The sequence below is a fragment of the Mucilaginibacter phenanthrenivorans genome (assembly GCF_024721155.1).
Lineage (GTDB): Bacteria > Bacteroidota > Bacteroidia > Sphingobacteriales > Sphingobacteriaceae > Mucilaginibacter > Mucilaginibacter phenanthrenivorans.
In genome coordinates, this window is sequence record NZ_JAHVAP010000006.1 from 238,447 (window position 1) to 261,028 (window position 22,582).

Genomic DNA, 22,582 nt, shown 5'->3' on the forward strand with positions numbered 1-22,582 from the left:
TCACATGATTAAACCCTATAACCTTTTAAAATCATTTGTTTTTTTGATTTTAACACTATTGTGCAGCAATCTTTATGCACAAACCAACTTACAAAATGCCTGGCAGGCTTTTTTTGACAACAAGCGTGACGATGCCCGTAAATTATTTACCACGGCAACGCAACAGGATAATGCATCCGCAGCAGAGGGCTACCTGGGGCTGAGTCTGCTGGCACACATGGATAGGCCGTCGTCTGAATCATTTGACAATTTTCAGAAGTTCTGTTCAAAAAGCAAATATCCGCAGCCATATATTTATGCCTTATGGTCTACCGAGTCGGTTAACCCAACATCGGGCAAAAAAAGACCCGAGGAACTGGCCTTTTTTAAATCAGTAGCCGAAAACAAGGACTATGACGGTATGTTGGCAGCCATGGCCAGCGCAATGACAGGCAAACATTTTGAGGCCGGCAACCAGTTTGATAAGGCAGACGCTGAATATGCAAAGACCGGCGCACTTGACAAATGGCAGATAGCAGGTGAGTTTGAAAATATTTCAACCAGCGGCTTCGATCGCAAATATGACCCTATAGATCATCCGGAAGCTGATGCCGTGTTTACAACCAAGCGTGGTGCCAAGATAGGCTGGCATGATGTTACCGATTTGCGGCACGACAAATGGGTGGACTTCACTTATTACACCAATTCCGACAACTCCATAATTTATTCGCAAACTTTTGTAAAATCGGAACAGGAGCAGGAAGTGCAATTCCGCATAGGCGTTTCCGGCTCGGTGAAGGTATGGGTTAATGATGCCCTGTTGCTGGCTGTTCCCGAAGAACGGAATAATGATCTGGATAGCTACATTCAAAGTGTAAAATTAAACAAAGGATATAACCGCATCCTTGTACAGATTGGAGAGAGTTACGCTGGTCGGTCGAACTTTTTGGTGAGGCTAACTGATAATAACGGGCATCCTATTCCCAACCTTATTAGCGAGGCAAAGGCACAGCCCTACGTTAAGGTTGCCAAAATTGAATCTAAGAAAACGGAGCCCTTTGCAATTACCTATTTTGAAGACGAAATAAAAAAGTCACCCGATGCTGCGCTTCCGAAGGTGCTCCTGGCAAAGGCATACTTGCGTAACGAGCGTACCTATGAGGCGAGATTACTGATTGAAGAGTTAAAAAAGAAATATCCGAACAGCTCCTTTGTAAACGTGATGCTGTATGAAGTATTTAACAAGGAAGACAACCGCACCGGCTCTGAAACCATTAAGGAAACCATTAAGAACCTCGACCCTACCCTTCCGGATGCTCTGATCTGGAAATATACCGAGTATAATACCCAAAAGGACTATGACAAGGCAGCGGATATGATCAAACAGATAGAAGCGCAAATGCCAACATTAGGCGCGTTTCTGTACGAGAGCAAAATAAACCTGGCCGGTAAAAATAAAAACCAGGACGAAGTTATAAAGCTAGGCGAAGAAGCCTACGCCAAATTTCCCGACAATAAAGATTTTGCTGAATTAAAATATGCAATTGAAAAACAGGTAAGGAAAAATCCGAAGGCGCTTGATATCCTGCAAACTTACGTCGACAACAATGACAACTACGCCGTGGCCAAGGAACTTTCTGATGCCTATTTCGCTGCGGGCAATGCTCCCGCCGGGATAAAGGTATTGCAAGATCAAATTAAAAATAAGCCTTACGGCACTGGCATATACTCAAACCTGGGCAACCAGTATTATAATTTGCAGCAATACGATAAAAGTGAAGAATGCTATTTAAACTGCATCAGGATTGCCCCTACTATCAGCACCTACTATTCTTCGTTAGGAAAAATTAACGAGATGAGTAATCATAAGGACAAGGCCATCCTGTACTATCAGAAATGTCTTGAGCTTAACCAAAATGATTATGAATCAATAAAGGCGCTGCGTAAGCTTCAGGATAAAAAAGATGTTTTTAGCTATTTTAAGGAGCCCGACGTTGACGCAATAATTAAAGCCGCGCCAAAGGCTACCGATTACCCTGATGATAACGTGGTAACGTTAAACGAGGAGGTACAAAAGGTTGTATACGCACAGGGCGGATCGGAGCAAAAAACATTTATTACTATAAAGGTGCTTAACCAGAAGGGAATAGACAGCTGGAAAGAATATGCCATTGATTACGATAAGTGGGAGGACCTGGTAGTTGAAACCGCTGAAGTTATAAAGGCAAATGGCAGCAAGGTGCCTGCTGAAACAAATGACAATAACCTTGTATTCACCAATCTTGAAATTGGCGATGTAATAAACATCCGCTACAAAACCAGCAGCTATTCGCAGGGCAAGCTTTCGGGCTATTTCTGGGATTCGTATTATTTTTCGAGCGGCAGGCCATTTGTGACATCAAAATATTCACTGCTGATCAGTAAAAACCAAAAATTCAACTATAAATTTTCGCAGGCTCCAATTACACCTGTAAAAACTTCGGTTGATGATTTTGATATGTACGTTTGGCAAAAGGACAAGCAGGAAAGCTTACAGTACGAGGATAAAATGCCGCCGCTTGACGATGTGGCTAACATACTGTACCTAACCTCAATACCCGACTGGAAATTTATATCCGAATGGTATAATGACCTTGCTTCGGCCAAGGCCCGTACCAATTACGAAGTAAAGGAAGTTGTGCGCGATCTTTTTGGCGGGCAACCAAACCTTACTGCGCTGCAAAAGGTTGAAAAGATCTATAATTATATCACCAAAAACATTTCCTACAGCGAAGTGTCATTCAGGCAAAGCGGGCTGATCCCGCAAAACCCCGCTGATGTGATCAACACCCGCATTGGGGATTGTAAGGATGTTTCAACCCTTTTTGTTACCATGTGCAAGGAAGCCGGTATACCTGCACAACTGGTATTGGTGAAAACACACGACAACGGCGTGCTTACCATGCCTTTACCGAGTATCGACTTTAACCATTGTATGGCAAAGGTGGTATTAAATAACCGTGATTATTATATCGAACTTACATCGCAGTACTTGCCTTTCGGCAGTTTGTTTAACAGTTCATTAAACTCTACCATGCTTGATATCGGCACTGCGAATATTACCGGCACTACTTACCTTGATCCAACAACCCGCAAGGCCAACAATGTAAAAAGAAATACAACCGTCAACTTCAGGGACAAGGACATGTTGATTGATGAGAAAACGTATAAAACCGCAGCAATTGCAGGTTCGATGCGCGAATCATTAGGCGACTTGTCAACCAAGGATCAGATTAAAAACATGAAGGAAGCCCTGGCCTCGATGGATGCCGATAACGAGGTTTCAAAGTTGAAATACCGCTTTATAGAGCGCAAAAACGTTGGCGATACGGTTTACATGGACCTGGGCTACGAGTTGAAAAATTACGTGAAAACCATTGGCAGCATTTACATTTTCACGTTGCCATGGTCGGGCAAGGCATCGGCGGGAGATTTGCAGATCACCTTGCCCAGGTACTCAAACATCGACTTAAGCCAGGTATTCGACGCCGATAATGTAGTTGAAACAATAACTGTGAACCTGGCTCCCGGCAAAAAAATGGTGGAGGCCATTACCCCGGTGGTGCTTAAGAACGACATTATTGAATACAGCATTATTCCAAAACAAATAGGCAACAAAATAACCATCACACGTACTGTTAAGCTATTAAAGGAAGTTGTTCCGGCTGCAAGGGCAGCAGAGTTTAATACCTTCTTTAAAAAGATGGTGGATTCGGATAACAAGGAATTTGCAATGAAATGATAAAAAGCTACTCTAAACTGATTTTCGTTATCCCTCTGCTTTGCGGCCTTAAAGCAGCAAAAGCACAGGACTACAGCAGCATTTTGCACGTTGAAAACCAGGCGCAGTATTTGGAGGAGGTAAAGGCTGATCCCAATAAAAAATTGGTGGAGATAAAAAAGTATATTCCCGAAATTACCCTTGACATCAGGTATGCCACCGCCAATAATTTTATGCACCGCAAAATGTACCAGCAGGCGAGGGCATTTGCCCGGCTGCCGGTAGTTATGGCGCTAAAGGATGTGGAGGCTGATCTGAAAACCCGCGGGCTTGGCCTTAAAATTTACGATGCCTATCGCCCCTATTCGGTCACGGTAAAGTTTTATAAGGAAACGCCCGACACCAACTTTGTTGCTGATCCGAAGAAAGGCTCAAAACACAACCGGGGTTGTGCTATCGATCTTGGCCTTATCGATTTAAAAACAGGTAAGGACACGGATATGCCCACCGGTTTTGATAGCTTTAGCAGGAAGGCCGGAGCAAACTATGCCGAATTACCCAAACAGGAAATTGATAACCGGGAGCTACTAAAAAGTGTAATGGCAGCCCATGGCTTTAAAGTTATATCGACCGAATGGTGGCACTATGATTATAATGGCTGGCCCAATTACCCCCTGCTCGATATACCGTTTGCTGCCATTTAATAAGCTTCTTAAAATTCATACAAACATTTCGGACTGTAAAATATTGTATAATAGATTAATTAAATTTAAGGTGATACAGCATTATACGTTACCATGGCATTTAACTCAAGCATGAAGGTCTTCAGCAAAGCATACTTTAAAGAAATCTGGAAAATATTGGTGGCAACCTTTATGGGTTTCATCAATGATAATGGATTAAAACTAAGCGCATCCTTGGCTTATTACACCATTTTTTCCATTGCCCCGCTACTCATCCTTATCATTTCAATAGCAGGTTTGGTTTGGGGAGCCGATGCTACATCAGATAAGCTTTATCCTCAAATACAACATTACGTGGGTCAAACTGCGGCTTTGCAAATCCAGGACATCTTAAAAAAGCTCCAATTGTCGGGCAAGTCGGGCACTGCGGTGGTTATAGGCGTTGTAACCCTGTTAATTGGGGCCAGCAGTATATTTATCGAGATCCAGGATTCGTTGAATATTATCTGGCGGGTGAAGGCTAAGCCAAAAAAGGGATGGGTAAAGCTTATTCAAAATCGCTTCATATCGTTTTCGCTAATTATCAGCCTTGGCTTTTTAATGCTGGTATCGCTGGTGTTAAGTGTGATAATGACCGCCTTAAGCAGTTGGATAGGCCATTTTCTGCACGCCATTACTACGCTTCTGATAAAGGGAATAAACCTGGGGATTACGTTCATCATAATATCGATACTTTTTGGAATAATCTTTAAGTTTTTACCGGACGTAAAGATAAAATGGCGGGATGTACGCACCGGGGCCTTTTTTACAGCAATACTTTTCATGTTGGGCCAATACGCCATTAATGTATACATCCAATACACAGCAAAAAGCTCAGCTTACGGCGCTGCCGGTTCTATATTGGTGATATTGGTTTGGATCTATTATACAGCAGCAATACTTTATATAGGTGCCGAATTTACCCAGGTATATGCCGAAGCCATTGGCAGCCATATCGAGCCGGCAGAATATGCAGTGAGCGTACAGCAAACGGAAGTAATAAGAGATGTTAAGGTACTCCCCGCACAAAACCCTGAACTTAAGGGGAGTTTAAAGCCGGAGGCGAAGGAAAGTTCATAGTTGATGGTTCATAGTTCATAGAAAAAAAGGCACCGTGCCCGGTACTGAACTGAATTTCCAAATAAACTGATGCTCTTGTTCCGGCTATGAACCATGAACTATCAACTAATAGCTATCATGTATAAACGTCACAATCCTTACCAATTCATTTCTTACCACGGTATCCTGCTGGATTGAATTGTTATTCATAAACGAAAAAGCCAGCCGCTTGCCTTTTTTGGTGACCAGGTAGCCGCTTTGGTTATAATTATTTGATAACGACCCTGTTTTCGCCCAAACAAAAGGTTTCCCGTTCTCGGTTTTATAAATCCTTTTAATCGACCCTGCCGCACCACCGGCAGGAAGCAGGCTATGAACCAGGTCTTCATTCTTCACTTCATCCAGGATCTTACACAAAAGCCCGATGATGTCCCTCGGCGTAAAAAGGTTATAGCGTGAAAGCCCTGAGCCATCAACCCATTGCACTGAATCGGGCAGATCATTTAAAAAATGAGCTTTTGAATAATTTATCACCGAATCGGTACTGAGGGTTTTAAATCTGGTTGACGAGCAGGCCAGCAGCAACTGTTCTGCAATAAAGTTATCACTGGGTTGCAGCATCCGTTTATAAACCGAATCTGCGTTGGTATTGTACAATGTTTTGGCACCAGCCGGCATTGCCAAATGGATAATGTTAACCGGCAGTTTTAAGGTGTCCTGTAGTAAAGCTGCGGTTAGTTCGGCGCTGGTTTTCCATGGAATTTCCTGTTTAAAGGTTTTGGGCAAAGGCATAAACGGGTAAACGAACGTATTACCTGCAAAATCGCGCCTTACTGTAAACTTAGCCGGATGAAAAAGCGTATCGCATTTTAAATACCGCTTTAAATATGATGGGCTGATTTGAAGCGAATCATTCTTATCGGCATAAACAACTGCGACATTATCCTCAATGGGAAGTTCGGTTATCTCGGCCTGGTAATAATCATTGTAATCGTCCCAGGCCCAGCCTGCGCCAAAAAATGTACTGTTATAGTTTCCCGGGGAAAAGAAAAGCTTTTTTCCGCTGCGCTTTAAAAAATCACATGCGTTGGTTCCGCGCAAATCGCTGTGTAAAAACGACGGATCGCCTGTACCCCAAAATACAAGTGAATCATTCCGGATAATATATTTCAAAGCGGGTACCGAGTCGCCCAACATTTTAAGGCAGGTATAAAAAGTAAAGAGTTTGGTATTTGATGCAGGCGTAAAATATTTATCAGCATTAAGCTCATAAATCATTTTTTTATTGTCGAGATCGTACAACGCAAACCCGGTAAAATGATTGTTCATTACCTGCGAATGCTTGAACTGTTTTTTGATTTTCCGCTTTCTTATTTTGCCCGCATCTGCGTCATGAAAAGTTATAAAAAGACTCAAAACAACAACTAATATTATATATACTTTTCCTTGCACGATGTTAATTTTATATGATTAATGCGTATATTTATTAACCAAATATAAACGTTTGTTGATTAGTCTCTCCCATAGTATAAAACGCCCCGTTAAGGGGTATACTTTATTTCGTGTTGTTATACTGATGATGCTGTTATGTTGCAGCCATTTATCTGTGAGCGGCCAATACTTTGACATGAAGGATAACCGGAAACATGTTACTATTCCGTTCCAAATGATCAGGGATATGATCATTATAAAGTTAACCATAAACAACAAGGGTCCCTTCAATTTCATTTTGGATACCGGTGTAGGCCTCATGCTGATCACTGATCCAAAGTTGGTCGATTCGATAAACATTGTTAACAAGCGCACCTTAAAAATATCTGGCATTGGCGAGGGTGATGCCTACGAAGCTTATGTTACTTCGTCGTTAAACATACAGATTCCCGGGTTGGTTAGTTATGATGTTGCTGCGGCTATATTAAAAACCGATCATTTTGGGCTTTCGAATTTTGCAGGTATTCCAATACATGGTCTACTGGGTTATGAGTTTTTTAACAATCTGGCCGTTAAAATCAACTTTTCAGACAGCACCTTATCTGTTTCGAGGCCAATAGATATGCGTATTTTCAGGAAGGGCAATAAAATCCCGATAACAGTTGAGGACAGGAAGCCTTACATAAAAACCAGGATTGTATTTCCTGATGGTAGCAAAGCTGAGGATAAGTTGATCCTGGACCTTGGCGCCGGTCATTCGCTTTCGCTTGAAAATGTTATTAATAAAAACGGCCTTCCTGAAAAGTTCATTGCTGCTAATTTAGGAGTAGGATTAACCGGCCCGGTAAATGGCTTCCTGAGCAGGGTAAAGGAACTGGATATTGGTAAGTTCAAACTTAAGAATGTGATAACGTCGTTTCCCGAAGGAGAGCAGTTCAAATCGCTGGCGGTAAAACGGGACGGGAATCTTGGGATAGGAATTCTGAAACGGTTTAATGTAATTATTGACTACCCCGACAGCGTTATTTACTTACAACAGGGGATAAATTTTAAAACGCCATTTGAGCATGATATGAGCGGACTGGAATATTACGCTTCCGGTACAGACTTTAACCGGGTAATTATCAGCCGCGTTGAACCGGGTTCACCTGCAGACATGATAGGATTGGAAAAGGATGATGAAATACTGATGATAAATTTAAAACCGGTTATGAAAATGACGTTGGAACAAATAGATAATATTTTCAAGTCGCAAAATGACCGCAGTCTGCTGTTGGAGATCTACCACGACAATCGGAGGGACGATGTAATCCTCACCCTGAAGCGGCGGATATAACATAATTAGCCAATCACATGCAAAGGTTGCTCCCTAATGCGCCCGGTCCGCACACTTCGCCCTTACAAATCCCTACCTTTAAGTTGTAACAAAAATGTTGCTATTTCGAAATAGTTTGTATTTTCCATAAGTTTACATTTTACCTGATTTATTTAACTATTAATATATGATGAAATCATTACGTACTAACTATTATCTGTGCTTGTCAGCCTTAATTATTGCAGTAATTACAGGTTCATGTAAGGCAAAAAAGGAGGCTGCAGCACAAACTGTCACGCTTAAAACCACTTCTACCCCTACAGGATCAAGCGCTACTGCTACAATAGGCGCCGGCAAAAAGGAAGGCATTAAGAAATTCGGCGACCTTATACCTGCCAAAACCAAAGTGGACAAGGGACTTTTCAACACCTACAAGGTAGATGGTAAATACTACTTCGAGATTCCGGATTCACTGCTGAACCGTGAAATGGAGGTTATTACCCGGCTTGCCAAAACACCAACTAATATCAAAGTTTCAAACCAGCAATATGGCGGCGAGGAAGCAAACGACCAGGTATGGAAATGGGAGCGCCATGACAAGCAGGTGTTTATCCGCGTGCCAAGTTTTTCGGTAAGGGCTGATAGCACAAGTGATATGTACCAATCGGTAAAGAACTCAAATCTTGATGTTGTGCTGGCTTCGTTTGATATAAAAGCCTACAACAAGGATACAACCGGTGTTGTGATTGACGTTACCGACTTTTACAATGGAGACATAGCTGCGATAACCATTTCAGACGATCTCAAAAAAGCTTATAAAATTTCGGCTTTGGATAATTCGAGATCGTACATTGATACTATCAAAAGCTTCCCTATAAATATTGAGGCCCGCACATTAAAAACATACCGTTCGGCTGAATCACCAACCGACAACACCAACGCAGCAATAACATTTGAATTAAACACCTCGATGCTATTGTTACCGAAAACCCCCATGAAGGCCCGTTTAAGTGATGCCAGAGTTGGTTTTTTTGGGCAAAGCCAGACTGACTACGGCAGTGATGCGCAAAAGGCAGAAGTTACCTCTTATATCCATCGCTGGAAACTGGAACCTAAGGACGAGGCTGCTTATGAAAAGGGCGAACTTGTTGAACCTAAAAAGCAAATAGTATTTTATATCGATCCGGCTACACCTAAAAAGTGGGTGCCTTACTTGATAGCAGGTATTAACGACTGGAACAAAGCCTTTGAAGCAGCCGGCTTCAAAAACGCAATTGTTGGAAAGGCAGCACCCACAGCTAAGGAAGACCCTGAATTTAGCACGGAAGACGCACGTTACAGTGTGGTAAGATACTTTGCCTCGAATGTTGAGAACGCCTATGGGCCGCACCTTTCCGATCCGCGCACCGGCGAAATATTGGAAAGTCATGTGGGTTGGTATCATAATGTGATGGAATTATTGCGCAACTGGTATTTTGTACAAACCGGAGCAGTGAACCCCGAAGCACGCAAGGCAAAGTTTACTGACGAACAAATGGGCGAACTGATCCGTTTTGTATCATCACATGAAATTGGGCACACGCTTGGCCTGCCGCATAACTTCGGTTCCAGCTATGCTTACCCGGTTGACTCATTACGGTCAAAATCATTTACCGACAAGCATGGCACGGCGCCATCAATTATGGACTATGCCCGCTTTAACTACATTGCACAGCCGGGCGATGGCGTAACCCACCTATACCCACAAATTGGCGAGTATGACCTTTGGGCTATAAAATGGGGTTATACCTGGTTCCCTGGCAAAAAAACGCCTAAACAGGAAAAAGAAACACTTGATGTTTGGACAAAGGCAAAAGCAGGCAATCCGCTTTACTACTACGGCCGCCAGGGTACAAGCATTGATCCCCGCTTACAAAATGAGGACCTTGGCGACAATGCCATGAAAGCAAGTACCTACGGTATTGCAAACCTCAAGCGCATCTTACCAAATATCGAGAAATGGACTTACCAACCAGGCGAAGACTACAGTGACCTGCAGGAAATTTACGGCGAAGTATTAAATCAATTTTATCGTTACATGGGCCACGTTGCAACAAACATCGGGGGCATGAACGAAAACTTTAAAACATACGACCAGTCGGGCCCTGTTTATGATTTTGTGCCGAAAGGCCTGCAACGAGATGCCGTGTCATTCTTTAACAAGGAATTGTTTACAACCCCATTATGGTTGTACGACAGCCAGGAACTGGCCAAATTTGATAACGGTGTTATGCTGAACAGGATCAAAAGCCTCCAGGTTGCTACATTGGGTAACATACTTTCACCCTCACGATTATCACGTATGTATGACAACGAAGCCAGAAATGGCAGCAAGGCATACACTGTTGCTGAACTATTCACCGACCTGCGCGGAGGAATCTTTACTGCCGGCCGGCCTGATGCCTTTAAACGTAACCTGCAGCGCGGATATATAGAAGATTTAAAAAGTTTGCTCAACGACGACTATAAGGGGATTCCAGGCGTATCTGCAACTGCTTTAGCCAATTATGGTTTAACGCCTATAAACATGGCACTGTCTGACATCAGACCAATGGTACGCGTTGAACTAAAAACTATTGATGCAAAACTGCCTAAAGGAGGTGACGCTATTACTACAGCTCATTATACCGATTTGCACCTCAGGATAAAGGAAGCCTTAAATCCGACAAGGCCTATAGTAAACTTGCCGGCAACTCCTGGTGGCAGGGGTTTAACGGAAGATGTCCCTGAAAAAAGCAAGCTGGAAAACTATTGATCCCGATTTAATGGTAATAATCTGAAACACAGATATAATCGCTCAAAAAAAAGTCCCGTACTGTAAAACAGACGGGACTTTTTTTGCCGTATTAAATTACATACAGCGTGTATTGTTTTTTATATTGATATGGCTAATATCTGTAAATACTTCAATTAATCTCTAATCTCCAGCCTCTGATCTCTACAGTTGACTAATATTCTCGAAAAACGCGGTTTGCAGATCGAGCAGCGATTTAACATTTACTGTTTCGCCATACGCATCGAAGCACAAAAATTTCGAATTTTTCAGATCATTATTCTTAGCCTTTTCAAAAAAGTTGAAAGTTTCGAAGAAATAATGATTAATGGTTTCATTATTTTTTCCGGGTTGAGACCCGTTGAGCCGGAATCCGATCGAGTCGATCCAGCTGTGCACTTTAGCGTGCAATGATAAATTGATGTTAGCCATAGGTTAATGTTTTTTAATCTCTAACGAAAACTATGCCATATTGTTACCCCAATGCTATTTAACTTTTAAACAATTGTTAGCCCCCATGGTGCACAATCATGCTACTTAATTTTCTAAAATCTCAAGCAAAATTTATTCATATAACAACAATTGTAACCTATTGGAAATTATTCCCGTAGAAAGTCCAAATAACAATCAATTATCATTACTTGAATATGAAACAACTTCGACTTTTATTTCCAATTTTATTTATATGCCTTTTTAGCATAACAGCTTGTAAAAAAGACAAAACTGCAGGTCCTGCAGGAGCTACCGGCGCAACAGGCGCAACTGGTGCTGCAGGAGCTACCGGCGCAACGGGTGCTACCGGCGCTACAGGTCCTCAAGGCCCGGCGGGTCCGGCGGGAGGCCCGGTAGGTCCACAGGGACCAAAGGGTGATACTGGTGCTACGGGCGCAACTGGTGCTACGGGCGCTACCGGAGCGACAGGTGCTACTGGCGCCCAAGGGACTCCTGGTGCTACAGGCGCTACAGGCGCTACAGGTGCAACCGGAGCTACAGGTGCTCAGGGACCAAAGGGCGATACAGGAGCTGCTGGTGCTACAGGAGCAACAGGTGCCACAGGAGCCGCTGGAGCAACCGGGGCAACAGGCCCTAAAGGAGCTACCGGGGCAACAGGCGCAACTGGGGCAACTGGTCCTCAAGGTGCTACTGGCGCTACTGGTGCACAAGGCGCTACTGGTGCTACAGGCGCTACTGGTGCACAAGGACCAAAAGGTGATAAGGGTGATCCCGGAAACGCAAACGTTGAAAATTTTGTACTTTTAAATAAAGGCGTATTTGTAGCTGGCCTTACCAAATTTAGCGTGCCTGCAATTACCCAAAGCATAGTGGATAATGGAACTGTTTTGGTTTATTTACGCAACACAGGTTCAAGTACTGGCTGGTTTGCCATCCCTTATGCTGAAGCAGGCCACACCATTGACTTTAACGACTACGGTGTTGGTTATATCGACCTTAAAGCCAACTTTACTCAAGCAGCAGGAATTGACTTTAGAGTGGTTGTAATTCCTGGAACTTCTGTAACAGTGTTAAACGCAACAAATCCTAATCTTAACATCAGGAACTTTAGTGAAGTAGCAAAAGCATTGCATTTATCAAATTAATACGCAAGTACTAACTTCATATTCTATAAATATAAAAGCTGCCTGGCAACAGGTGGCTTTTTTTGCTTATATGTAACAATGATATGATTATTAATTATTTAGGGATTTTTGTTGAACATTTGTACTTAAATAGTGTCTTAACGATATTATTAACCCCTGAGGCACATTAAAACGAAATGAAATCTTTACTCTTTGCTATAGCAATCACTCTACTCTCCATCGGTTATTCAAACGCACAAACGGGACGCGAAGTACACGGCACCGTTATTGACACTACCAAATTATCTGTTCCCTCGGCCAGTATAAAGTTAGTATCTGACAAAGGCGACAGCACCATATCAATTGCTGATATGAACGGGAAGTTTGTTTTCCAGAATATAAAAGGCTCTAAGGTGACTATTACTATCACTTACATAGGCTATCAGCCGCTTAAACGCCACTATACACTTGATAATACTACCAATGCCGCGGATTTGGGCACCATAGTATTAAAAGCCGAATCTACTATGCTTAATCAAGTTACCATCGTTGGCGTTGTTCCGGTAACGATAAAAGAGGATACCGTGCAGTACCAGGCAAGCGCGTATAAAGTACGTGAAAATGCACCTGCCGAGGACCTCATAAAGAAACTCCCGGGCGTAGATGTTGACGTTAACGGCAATGTAAGCACACAGGGAAAGCAAGTTACCAAGGTGCGCATAAACGGTAAGGATTTTATGGGGGGCGATGTGCAGAGCGCTACTAAGAACATCCCAGCCGACCTGATTGAGAATATCCAGATGATTGACGATTACGGCGATCAGGCCAATCTAACCGGGGTAAAAACCGGTGAGCCTGATAAAATCATGAATATCACCATCCGTAAGGATAAAAACTATGGTTATTTCGGTCAGGCAACAGCCGGCGACGGTGAAGATGTGTTACCAAAGGATCGCGGTATTCCTGATCAAAACCGTTATATCGGCGCGTTAAACATTTTTAAATTTAACGGCGATCAGAGTATCGCAGTTGTAGGCAGTATTAATAATACAAATGTAAGTACCGTTTCGTTTGGTTCCACTGCGGGCGGCGGTTTCGGCGGCGGCGGCGGGCGTGGCAACGCAGGCAGAGGCGGTGGTGGTGGCGGTGGCGGAAACACCGGAAGCCTTACAACCTCGCAAACCGGTACAACCAACGCACATTCTATTGGCGCCAACTTTCGCGATCAATGGGGAAAAGCACTATCTGTTTATGGCAGCTACAGTTTTGGTGATAACACTACAAATACCATTACCAACAATTTACAACAAAATACATCACCGGTAAGGCCCACGCTTCAACAGCAGCAAACAAACGAGACCGACCAGAACATTAACCACCGCTTTACATGGAACATGGAGTATAAGCCGGACACCGTTAACTATTTAAAGATTACGCCAACATTTTCATACGCGGGTACCAATACCAACGAATTTGAAAACTCTAATTTTTTAAGAAATAATGTAACCACTTCAGCCTATACATCAACTACAACCGGTGATTCGCAGGCGCCAACTTTCGGATTTATTGCATTATATAATCGCAGGCTCGGGCACCGCCGCAATCTGAGCATAAATGCAAGTTTCAGCTCAACCCAAACCAATAGCTATCAAAACCCCATATACGATTTTACCGCAGGTGTGCCCACTGCGCCCGCGAACCAGGTTATAAACACCGAAAGTCATTCAAAAACATATGGCATAAACCTTTCATACCTTGAGCCACTTGGCAAGCGCTCATACCTGGAATTAAACTATGCCTTCAGCCGTACAAATACCGACAATAATAAAGAAGCTGATACACTATACGATCCTGCAAACTACGTATTCAGACGCGATAGCGCATTGAGTACACAATACAATTATAATTTCACTACAAACAAGGTGGGTTTAAACTATCGCTTTATCGAGAAAAAATACAATTATACTTTAGGTGTAGGCGTACAGCCTGCCGTGTTGGATGGAATTTCGCCGGCAACCGGGATAACTACACACGAGTCAACGTTCAACGTAATTCCATCGGCCAGGTTTGTTTACAATTTTTCAAGAACTAAAAATTTCAGCGTAAATTATAACGGATCAAGCAGCCAGCCTACTTTTACCCAATTGCAGCCTGTTGTTGATTTTTCGAATGCCTTGTACCCTACCGAGGGTAACCCAAATTTGAAGCCGCAATTCACCAATAACTTCTCCATCAGGTATAATAATTTCAGCATTGCTACAGGCGACGTATTTTTTGTGAACTTAAACGCTTCAACCATTCAAAACCAGGTAGTAACCAATACCATTACTTATCCTTCAAATTATCCACTTGATAAAAGGTTTCAAAACACTATACTAACCCAATATTTAAACGCCAATGGTTATTACACCGTTAATGGCCGTGTAACCTATTCAAAGCCATGGGAAAACCGCAAATATACATTAACATTAGCAGGGAACGTGGCATACAATAATAATGTGGGTTATTTAACGGATGTGGATTCTGCAAGCTTTGCACAAACTATGCAGAAGAACATCGCTAAAAACCTGCAGCTTACACCGTCGATAGCGTTTCGGGTTGATATTACAGACCATATTGATGCGCAGATCCTTACCAACTACGTTATCAACAGAACAAGTAATTCAGTACAAAACAACTTTACAAACGGAACCTCGAACGTAAGGACCTGGAATAGCGGCGTGACCGGCAAAAATTACTTTGGCGACTGGACAGTTAGCTATGAATTCAGCAGGGCTGTTAACTATGGCTACGCCTCAAACATTAAGGTAACCAATCCTAACATTTTAAACATGTATGTTGAGCGCAGGTTTTTGAAGGATCACCGCGGGACCATCCGCTTAGCAGCATACGACTTGTTTAATGAAAACACCTCGTTTACATCAAATACAACTGCCAGCGCTATTACACAAACACAAACCAATAAGCTTTCACGTTATTATTTAGCCACGTTCACGTTTCGTTTACAAAAATTTGCGGGTAAATCTCCGTTACAGGGCGATCCTTCATCGCGTGGATTTAGAAGAGGCGGCGGAGGTGGTGGCCGGGATGGTGGTGGTAATCCAGGAGGTCCTCCGGGCGGTCCGAGCAGCGATCTCCAATAAACTACTACATATACAAAAGTCCCCGCTGGTTCATATGGCGGGGACTTTTGATTTTAATAATTACGCTTATTTACCTGGTAGGTTCAAGTACCGAGTTGATAACTCTTTCCAGTTCTTCCAAATCAAATGGCTTTGCAAGATATGTTTCGGCGCCGGCATGATTTGCAAGCAGCTCAATATCGCTATTTGCCGAAAAATATATAATAGGGATACTTTTCAGAACTTCGTTTTGTTTAAGCTTCTGCGATGCAATAATTCCGCCATCATCCGGGATCCAGTTATCCATCAAAATCACATCGGGCATAATAGCCAAAACCTTATCAATTATATTATTGCAATCAGTGAAGGCGGTTACCTTCCAACCTTGTTCTTCTAAAATAAAACTGCAAATAGAAAGGATGTCTTCATCATCATCAAAAATAATGATCTTCTTGTTGTGGTTTTTCATTGGCTAAGAGCTGTGTGAAGCTATACATTCCATTCAATAAAAACAAATGTTTTCCTATTAATATAAGAATTTTCCACTTGAGAGATGCGTTTTTGCCGAAAACCCCTTTATCCAGCAAAAACTTCCGTATAGATGCTGGTGTAATGCAAATAAATTAAAGGTTGATATTCACCTAATTTGAAATATAAGACAGAAGGGAGGAGAGGTTTCTATCGGCTATGCGGGGACTTGAGTTTGCGCGTTATTTCACAGTAATCTTACCCGAAAATATAGTTATCGCGCTGCTTGCATCATTGCCGCGCGTTGCTGTAAATGTTAAATCGGATTGGCCTGGTGTGAGGGCCGTAAATTCCCAGGAGTCCTTTCCGGCATCGCCAACAGCACCTGTGGTGGATAGGATCCGTGTGTGGCTACCGATACTTAATACGGCAGAGTTGTATTGGGGTGCATTAAAAGAATAGCCGCCATCGCCCGGATTCCCCAGCGTTATCTTTATTGTTTGTCCCTTTGAAACGGCAATTGTTTTGCCGTTTTGCTGTGCATCAACCTGGATCATTTGCATATCATTAGTGTTTCCCTTTTTACAGGATAAAATGCATTGTGTAAATATAGCTATGAAAACCGCGATGATGGTAAGCTTTAATCTCATGATATAAAGTATAAAAATTGGCTTGGTTATTAGTCATTACGCGGTACTTGTAAAATTCGCTACAGGAGTAGGATAAAAAATCCCGGCGGACAACAAGCCTTAACTGGCTGCGCGCTTGGAAGATTGGTATAGCGAATAAAGATTAAGAAGCGTCTCTAATTTCGCCGGCTTACATATATTCGCCTTAACAAATTCATATTTGTCTGTAAGTAATTTGTCTTTCGGATCTATTGATGATGAAAGGATATAAATATCAACCGGCTTTTTAATTTGCTTGTATATTTTATTGAATCCTTCCAGGAAATCCCAGCCGTTAAAACCCGGCATGTTGAGGTCAAGGAACACAACATCGGGTAATACGTCTGCTACTAAATAATACCTTTCAAAAAGATCCATGCTTAACCTTGCGTCCAGACTGTGCCCGGCATCGGGAAATAAATGAAACTTATCAAACATCCGTTGCATAATAAGATGTTCAATGGGGTTATCGTCGATCATCAGGAAACTAATCATATCTGTAGTATATTAGGTATTGGTGTAGGGAATATACAACACGCAAAACACATTCCAACAATCGCCTAAAAATCAAATAATTAGCTATTTTACCTCAAAAAACAAGGCAATGGGAAGTATAACCATTTTACAATAAGTTAAAATGATACAGTATAATGATACCCAAATGGGGACAAAATGATTAGAAAAGAGTACAACAATACTATTTAAGGCAGCTCAAAAAAATTTGTGCCCGATATTAGCAGGGCGTTACTAACTAATTGCCTGCGGCGATTACAGCCTTTTCTGCAGTTAAGGCCTGTCCGGTCATAAAATCTTTAAACAATAACTCGTACGAAATAATTACCCATGCTGCAATGCAGGGCCATGCTGTAATTGCATATTTACCAACAACGTCGCGCCTGAACGGCATAGGCATGGCATCAGTAACCCCAAGGCCGGTAAATACCAGCAGCAATATAATTAGGATAATATTTCGGGTAGTAAATGGGCGCTCCTGTATCATCATCCACAAAAATATACCCGCTACCGCTATTATGAATGTTGGGCTTTCGGCACCTGCACTAAATATAACTACCATAATTAGCGCGTTAGCCAGCACCTGCAACCTAAATTTATACGACTTGAATTGGCTGAACCTCAGCAGAGGTACTGCAAAAATTATAGCGCCAAAAATCAAAAAAGGCAAATCGGGAATATTCGGGTTATGGGCCAGATCTCTTACTACTCCCATGATGCACATATCCTGCGACCTGGCAATAAATTGATGGTTCAAATGCGTTTTAAAACTCAGGGCCGCAAACCACTGATGATATGATGTTAGGATAAACCCCTTGCTTGTAAAAGGTACGGGCAAGACCAGGAATATCACAAACCAAATTATAGTACTAATTGCAAATTTTGCTTTATTGCGCGAAAATAGAAAAAATGCCAGCCCGACCACCGGGTATAATTTCACCAGCGCCCCTACTACAATAATCAATGTAGCCCAAGTATCCTTCCCCTCTTCAACCAACAAAAAGCTGATGATTATCATCGCAGCTATCATGGCGTTAAACTGGGTAGAAAATTCCGAGTTCGCAAAACAGATAGCGCATAACAGCAATAGCTGCATTTTACGCCGGGTGCTAATGGGTAAAAGGTTTACAGCAACTAAAAGCGTAAGGGCATTGACAATTTCCCATAAAAGAAGCCCTGCCGACTCCGGCAGCAACGCAAACGGCAAAACAAACACACCGAACAGGGGCCCGTAATAATAATAGTCATGGTATGCTTTAGGATAACCAGCATACATATTCAACTGATCTTTTAAATGATAGAATGATTCCCTGAAAATTTTGAAATTGTTGTCAAGTTGCCTTACGTACATTAGCCGCCAGCAAACTATTGCTACCAAAATGTATAATATCCAGGTCCATTGATACCCATCAAACCAGGGAAACTTCTTTTTTATGTTGAACATATGTTCTATTTTACGTTTTAACCTGCCCAACCTTCTCTGTCCAGGCTCCTGAAATGAATTGCCTCAGCCAAATGCTCCAGCTCTATTTCCTCGCTTCCGGCCAGGTCTGCAATGGTGCGTGATACTTTTAGTATACGGTCATAAGCCCTTGCCGATAAGCCCAGCTTTTCCATCGCCCTTTTTAACAGATTCTGGCCTGCTTCGCTTATTTTACAGATGTTGCGCACCATTTGCGGGCTCATCTGGGCATTGGCGTGCAAATCAGGCTTATTGCCGAAACGCTCAGCCTGGATATCGCGGGCCTTGATCACCCTATCGCGAATGAGTTCACTTTTTTCGGCAAGCCGATCACTGGCCAGTTCGGCAAAATTTACCGGTGTTACCTCCACGTGCAGGTCAATCCTATCCAGCAGCGGGCCCGAGATCTTGCTTAAATATTTTTGCACTACGCCTGGCGGGCAAATACATTCTTTTTCGGGGTGGTTGAAATAGCCGCAGGGGCATGGTGGTGAGAAGTATTCTTCCATACTCGAAAATAGTTAAAAAGCCACAGACAAAAGCGTACAACCCACATCCCCAAACCCTTGGCGAACATATCAAAAAAAGGCGGATCGAGGCGAACATTTTGCAAAAAGATGTGGCTGCCATAATCGGCGTGTCTGAGGACTCGGTGACGTATTGGGAGAACGAGAGAAGCGCACCCCAGGTGCAGCACTATCCGAATATCATCCGCTTCCTTGGATACTATCCCTTTGATCACGAAACCAAAAGTATCGCTGGAAAACTCAAACAGGTGCGTTATTGCCTGGGGCTATCCTTTGAAGCGTGCGGGGAACTGTTTCTCGTTCATTCCACAACAATACGGTCATGGGAGATGAAGCGCAATCCTCCCTCAAAGCCCACACAATTGCTTATAACGGCTCGCTGGAACAGCCTCGAACCAGCACTCACCCAAACACAACAAAATAATGAAAGCAACAAAACCATCTAAGCAACCTGACGCGATCTCTTTTAACGAGACGGTGGAAAAGGTCTACAAGCAACTGCTAAAAAAGACCAAACAGCTTATCGCAACGCTCGACACCGATACCCTGCGGTCATACCTTGAACGTCCCATGAACGACGGCAAATCAGAAACGGTCATCCATGAACTGGTGCACCCGTTGTGCTACCTGCGGTTGGAACACTATGTAAGCGGCATCTATGCAATCCATTTCGGCATCGAGCAGTTCTGCCCGACCGACCACTACAGCGAGTTCACCTCCACATTCATCCGCATGGTGTTCAAGTCGACCGACTGTGAAACCACACAATTAAATATCGAGCGGTGCGTCATGACCAACTGGTGCATCAGCAACTGCTCCGACATGTATGAATACGTTCTGGAACGCAACAAATACCACGTCGAGAAGACGATTGCCTATAAAGTCATAACACCGACTGCTAAGAAAACCCTGACAGTCGCTTCATAGGTTGATAACGCAATACCGCCCACTTTGGCGGTATTTTTATTTCTGTAGAATTTAAACACACCCCGCAGCCCAGAACATATTGAATAAAGAAATACAACAACAACCCGCATGTTCAATCGACCATTTTATGTAACAATAAACATTTTCATAAGTCGCGCTGTTAGTTGAGGTGTAACTATCATGCATATGCACCGGTACCAGCTTTCCATTGACAAGGCCAACATTTTGCGCCAGCGATTTATTGATGGCGAATACCACTCGTACCTGCTTGCCAAGGAGCTTCGCGTATCCACCATTACGACCTGGCGCTACAAGCGTGAATTTGAGCGCATACGGGCTGAGTATCCGGACCGCCTGAATGACTTTGGGTTTTATCCGGGCGAACCGCCGCGTCCCCATTGGGATACGCCAAAGTACCGGCAACTCGCCTTAATCCTGCCCGCATTGCTCGCCGATGAACATACCCCGACGTTAGAAACAAGTGCTATTTTTAAAAAATACCTGTTGCTCAGTTCGGATCGCTATACCTGGCGTTCTTTTAAGGGCATCTTTGTACAGTGGGTCAGGGATCATGTCACTCCGACGCCCCGGAAATTACTGGATCATATTTCCCCGGAGGATGCTGCCGTGCTCAAGAAGTGGCGCAGTTCAAACGACCACCGGCACTGGCAGATCGCCAAGTCCCTTGAAATGGCGCTGCAGGGTGCCTCGCGAAAGGAAATTATTGACAAAGTTGAAACGATATACAAAACACTCAACCAATGGATGGCAGGATACAAGGCCAAAGGCATGAAAGCGTTTGAAACCGCACCTCACGTCAAACGAAAGGACTATATCCCCATCATTAAGGAACGAAAGGAAAGGCTGTTCAAGCTGATTCACGAAACACCGAAGCTATACGGCCTGAACCGTACCAGTTGGAGCGTACGCGCGCTGACCCTTGTGTACAACAAGCTTTATGCGCCTGCCGTGAGCTACATGCAGATTTCCCGTTGCGTCACTCAGATGGGCTATAGGTATAAAAAGACGCGCCAGATGCTGACAAGTCCCGATCCGAAGTTTCGGGAAAAGATTAAAAAGATACAGTCGATTCTGCAAACGCTTAAGCCGAACGAGAAGTTTTTCTCCATCGACGAATATGGCGGCGTATCCATAAAAATTAAGGGAGGCCGAACCCTAAAGCATGAGAACGAGAGTCCGGATGTAGTTCCGGAAAAACAGAAAGCCAAAGGGTTCCTCATATGCACCGCTGCACTAGAGCTATCGACCAACCAGGTCACGCATTTCTTTTCTGCCAAGAAGAACACCTTTGAGATGATTAAACTGATAGATGTTCTGCTAGATCAATACGCCGATCAGGAAACGCTATACCTCTGCTGGGACGCGGTAAGCTGGCACAATTCCAGGATACTGAAGAATTACATTGAGGATCATAATAAGATAAAGAAACCGGAAATCAAACTGGCGCCGCTGCCCGCGTGCACGCAATTCCTCAATGTGATTGAATCAGTCTTTGCGGGCTTGGCAAGGGCAGTTATTCACAACAGCGACTATGCGTCCGTTGACGAGTGCAAGCACGCTATCAGTCGTCATTTTGAGGCGCGAAATCAGCACTTCAAAACCAACCCTAAACGCGCAGGACGTAAGATATGGGGTAAGGAAATTGTACGGGCAAAATTTAGTGAAAATCAAAATTGTAGAAACCGGGCTGCCATGTCGGGTGCGAAACTATAAGTTTTGTGAATGAGTGGATTGGTAGGCGGGTGTTAAAGATGCAGGGTAGATTTGATTTCAATACCGCCCAAAAGGGCGGTATTTTTATGGACGTTGCCGCCAAGCCTACTTGCTCGGCGTTTGCACTGAGTTTGAGTATCCTGCCTCCCCCTTTCCGCCACTGTTCTTCGCGTACACCCCTACAAAATAGACCGTATTGGGCGTGAGGCCGGTTATGGTGCCGTGGATTTCCTGCTGCGGCGCGGTCGTAACGGGAATGTAATGCTCGGTCTCGCCGCTTGCTGCCACCATATAATATACTCCTGTTTCAGTCCACGAGACATTGTTGGTGACCACGCCCGATACTTCAATACTTGTGGAACTTACGGCGTATGCTCCGCCGACCTTTAAGATCGGAACGGCCTCTACTCTATCACCGGAGCCTGATTTCTTGCAGCCGATAAAGGTGAATAACGCTAATGATAGTACGGAGAGAAAATGGCTGGTAAGCATTGTTTTCATAATAT

Annotated in this window: 17 protein-coding genes and 1 pseudogene; 10 read left to right on the plus strand and 8 right to left on the minus strand. The window is 43.4% G+C overall.

What is annotated here, in order from left to right; translation table 11 throughout:
• The first annotated feature begins 4 nt into the window (after nucleotides 1-4).
• The 3 genes from KXD93_RS16530 (at nucleotide 5) to KXD93_RS16540 (ending at nucleotide 5,541) form a co-directional block, all read left to right on the plus strand.
• The gene (locus KXD93_RS16530; protein ID WP_258138376.1) at nucleotides 5-3,760 is read left to right on the plus strand and encodes a transglutaminase domain-containing protein; all 3,756 of its coding nucleotides are present in this window, start codon (nucleotides 5-7) and stop codon (nucleotides 3,758-3,760) included.
• Nucleotides 3,757-4,443: a M15 family metallopeptidase gene (locus KXD93_RS16535; RefSeq protein WP_258138377.1), complete on the plus strand. Its 687-nt coding sequence runs from the start codon at nucleotides 3,757-3,759 to the stop codon at nucleotides 4,441-4,443. Before KXD93_RS16530 ends, KXD93_RS16535 begins: the two co-directional genes overlap by 4 nt.
• 93 nt (nucleotides 4,444-4,536) lie before the next feature.
• Nucleotides 4,537-5,541: a YihY/virulence factor BrkB family protein gene (locus KXD93_RS16540; RefSeq protein WP_258138380.1), complete on the plus strand. Its 1,005-nt coding sequence runs from the start codon at nucleotides 4,537-4,539 to the stop codon at nucleotides 5,539-5,541.
• Nucleotides 5,542-5,646: 105 nt separating this feature from the next.
• On the opposite strand, the gene KXD93_RS16545 is transcribed toward KXD93_RS16540, so the two are convergent.
• Nucleotides 5,647-6,972 carry a D-alanyl-D-alanine carboxypeptidase gene (locus tag KXD93_RS16545; RefSeq protein ID WP_258138382.1) on the minus strand — a complete coding sequence of 442 codons (1,326 nt, stop codon included), beginning with the start codon at nucleotides 6,970-6,972 and terminating at the stop codon, nucleotides 5,647-5,649.
• A gap of 124 nt (nucleotides 6,973-7,096) precedes the next feature.
• On the opposite strand from KXD93_RS16545, the gene KXD93_RS16550 reads away from it, so the two are divergent.
• Nucleotides 7,097-8,287: an aspartyl protease family protein gene (locus KXD93_RS16550; protein ID WP_258138384.1), complete on the plus strand. Its 1,191-nt coding sequence runs from the start codon at nucleotides 7,097-7,099 to the stop codon at nucleotides 8,285-8,287.
• A gap of 166 nt (nucleotides 8,288-8,453) precedes the next feature.
• Complete coding sequence (locus KXD93_RS16555) at nucleotides 8,454-11,060, plus strand: zinc-dependent metalloprotease (protein ID WP_258138386.1); 2,607 nt, start codon at nucleotides 8,454-8,456, stop codon at nucleotides 11,058-11,060.
• Nucleotides 11,061-11,243: 183 nt separating this feature from the next.
• Here KXD93_RS16555 and KXD93_RS16560 read toward each other — a convergent pair whose 3' ends face one another.
• The gene (locus KXD93_RS16560; RefSeq protein WP_258138387.1) at nucleotides 11,244-11,510 is read right to left on the minus strand and encodes a hypothetical protein; all 267 of its coding nucleotides are present in this window, start codon (nucleotides 11,508-11,510) and stop codon (nucleotides 11,244-11,246) included.
• Between the two features lie 215 nt (nucleotides 11,511-11,725).
• Between KXD93_RS16560 and KXD93_RS16565 the strand changes: the two genes are divergently transcribed.
• Both KXD93_RS16565 and KXD93_RS16570 read left to right on the plus strand, forming a co-directional pair.
• Nucleotides 11,726-12,676: a hypothetical protein gene (locus tag KXD93_RS16565; protein WP_258138388.1), complete on the plus strand. Its 951-nt coding sequence runs from the start codon at nucleotides 11,726-11,728 to the stop codon at nucleotides 12,674-12,676.
• A 176-nt stretch (nucleotides 12,677-12,852) separates the two neighbouring features.
• Nucleotides 12,853-15,798 (plus strand): outer membrane beta-barrel protein, encoded by a 2,946-nt coding sequence (locus KXD93_RS16570; RefSeq protein WP_258138389.1) that lies wholly within the window; start codon nucleotides 12,853-12,855, stop codon nucleotides 15,796-15,798.
• A 70-nt stretch (nucleotides 15,799-15,868) separates the two neighbouring features.
• Here KXD93_RS16570 and KXD93_RS16575 read toward each other — a convergent pair whose 3' ends face one another.
• From KXD93_RS16575 to KXD93_RS16595, 5 genes and pseudogenes are all read right to left on the minus strand, one after another.
• Nucleotides 15,869-16,246, minus strand: a complete 378-nt coding sequence (locus KXD93_RS16575) for a response regulator (protein WP_258138391.1) — start codon at nucleotides 16,244-16,246, stop codon at nucleotides 15,869-15,871.
• Between the two features lie 241 nt (nucleotides 16,247-16,487).
• Nucleotides 16,488-16,895, minus strand: coding sequence for a protease inhibitor I42 family protein (locus tag KXD93_RS16580; RefSeq protein ID WP_258138392.1), 408 nt, complete (start codon nucleotides 16,893-16,895; stop codon nucleotides 16,488-16,490).
• Nucleotides 16,896-16,994: 99 nt separating this feature from the next.
• Nucleotides 16,995-17,408 (minus strand): response regulator, encoded by a 414-nt coding sequence (locus tag KXD93_RS16585; protein ID WP_258138393.1) that lies wholly within the window; start codon nucleotides 17,406-17,408, stop codon nucleotides 16,995-16,997.
• 256 nt (nucleotides 17,409-17,664) lie between these two features.
• Nucleotides 17,665-18,870, minus strand: coding sequence for a glycosyltransferase family 87 protein (locus KXD93_RS16590; protein ID WP_258138394.1), 1,206 nt, complete (start codon nucleotides 18,868-18,870; stop codon nucleotides 17,665-17,667).
• A 17-nt stretch (nucleotides 18,871-18,887) separates the two neighbouring features.
• Nucleotides 18,888-19,376: pseudogene (locus KXD93_RS16595) on the minus strand (magnesium chelatase subunit ChlI family protein); the annotation flags it as partial.
• On the opposite strand from KXD93_RS16595, the gene KXD93_RS16600 reads away from it, so the two are divergent.
• The 3 genes from KXD93_RS16600 to KXD93_RS16610 all read left to right on the plus strand — a co-directional run bounded on the left by KXD93_RS16600 (nucleotide 19,376) and on the right by KXD93_RS16610 (nucleotide 22,076).
• On the plus strand, nucleotides 19,376-19,861 hold the full coding sequence (locus tag KXD93_RS16600) for a helix-turn-helix domain-containing protein (protein WP_373417364.1): 486 nt from the start codon (nucleotides 19,376-19,378) through the stop codon (nucleotides 19,859-19,861). The pseudogene KXD93_RS16595 and the gene KXD93_RS16600 overlap by 1 nt on opposite strands.
• Nucleotides 19,839-20,342: a hypothetical protein gene (locus tag KXD93_RS16605; RefSeq protein WP_258138397.1), complete on the plus strand. Its 504-nt coding sequence runs from the start codon at nucleotides 19,839-19,841 to the stop codon at nucleotides 20,340-20,342. Before KXD93_RS16600 ends, KXD93_RS16605 begins: the two co-directional genes overlap by 23 nt.
• A gap of 186 nt (nucleotides 20,343-20,528) precedes the next feature.
• A complete protein-coding gene (locus tag KXD93_RS16610; RefSeq protein ID WP_258138398.1) occupies nucleotides 20,529-22,076 on the plus strand; it encodes an IS630 family transposase in 1,548 nt (515 codons plus the stop codon).
• Between the two features lie 105 nt (nucleotides 22,077-22,181).
• On the opposite strand, the gene KXD93_RS16615 is transcribed toward KXD93_RS16610, so the two are convergent.
• Entirely contained in the window at nucleotides 22,182-22,577 is a 396-nt protein-coding gene (locus tag KXD93_RS16615) for a fibronectin type III domain-containing protein (protein WP_258138399.1), read from the minus strand.
• Nucleotides 22,578-22,582: the final 5 nt, after the last annotated feature.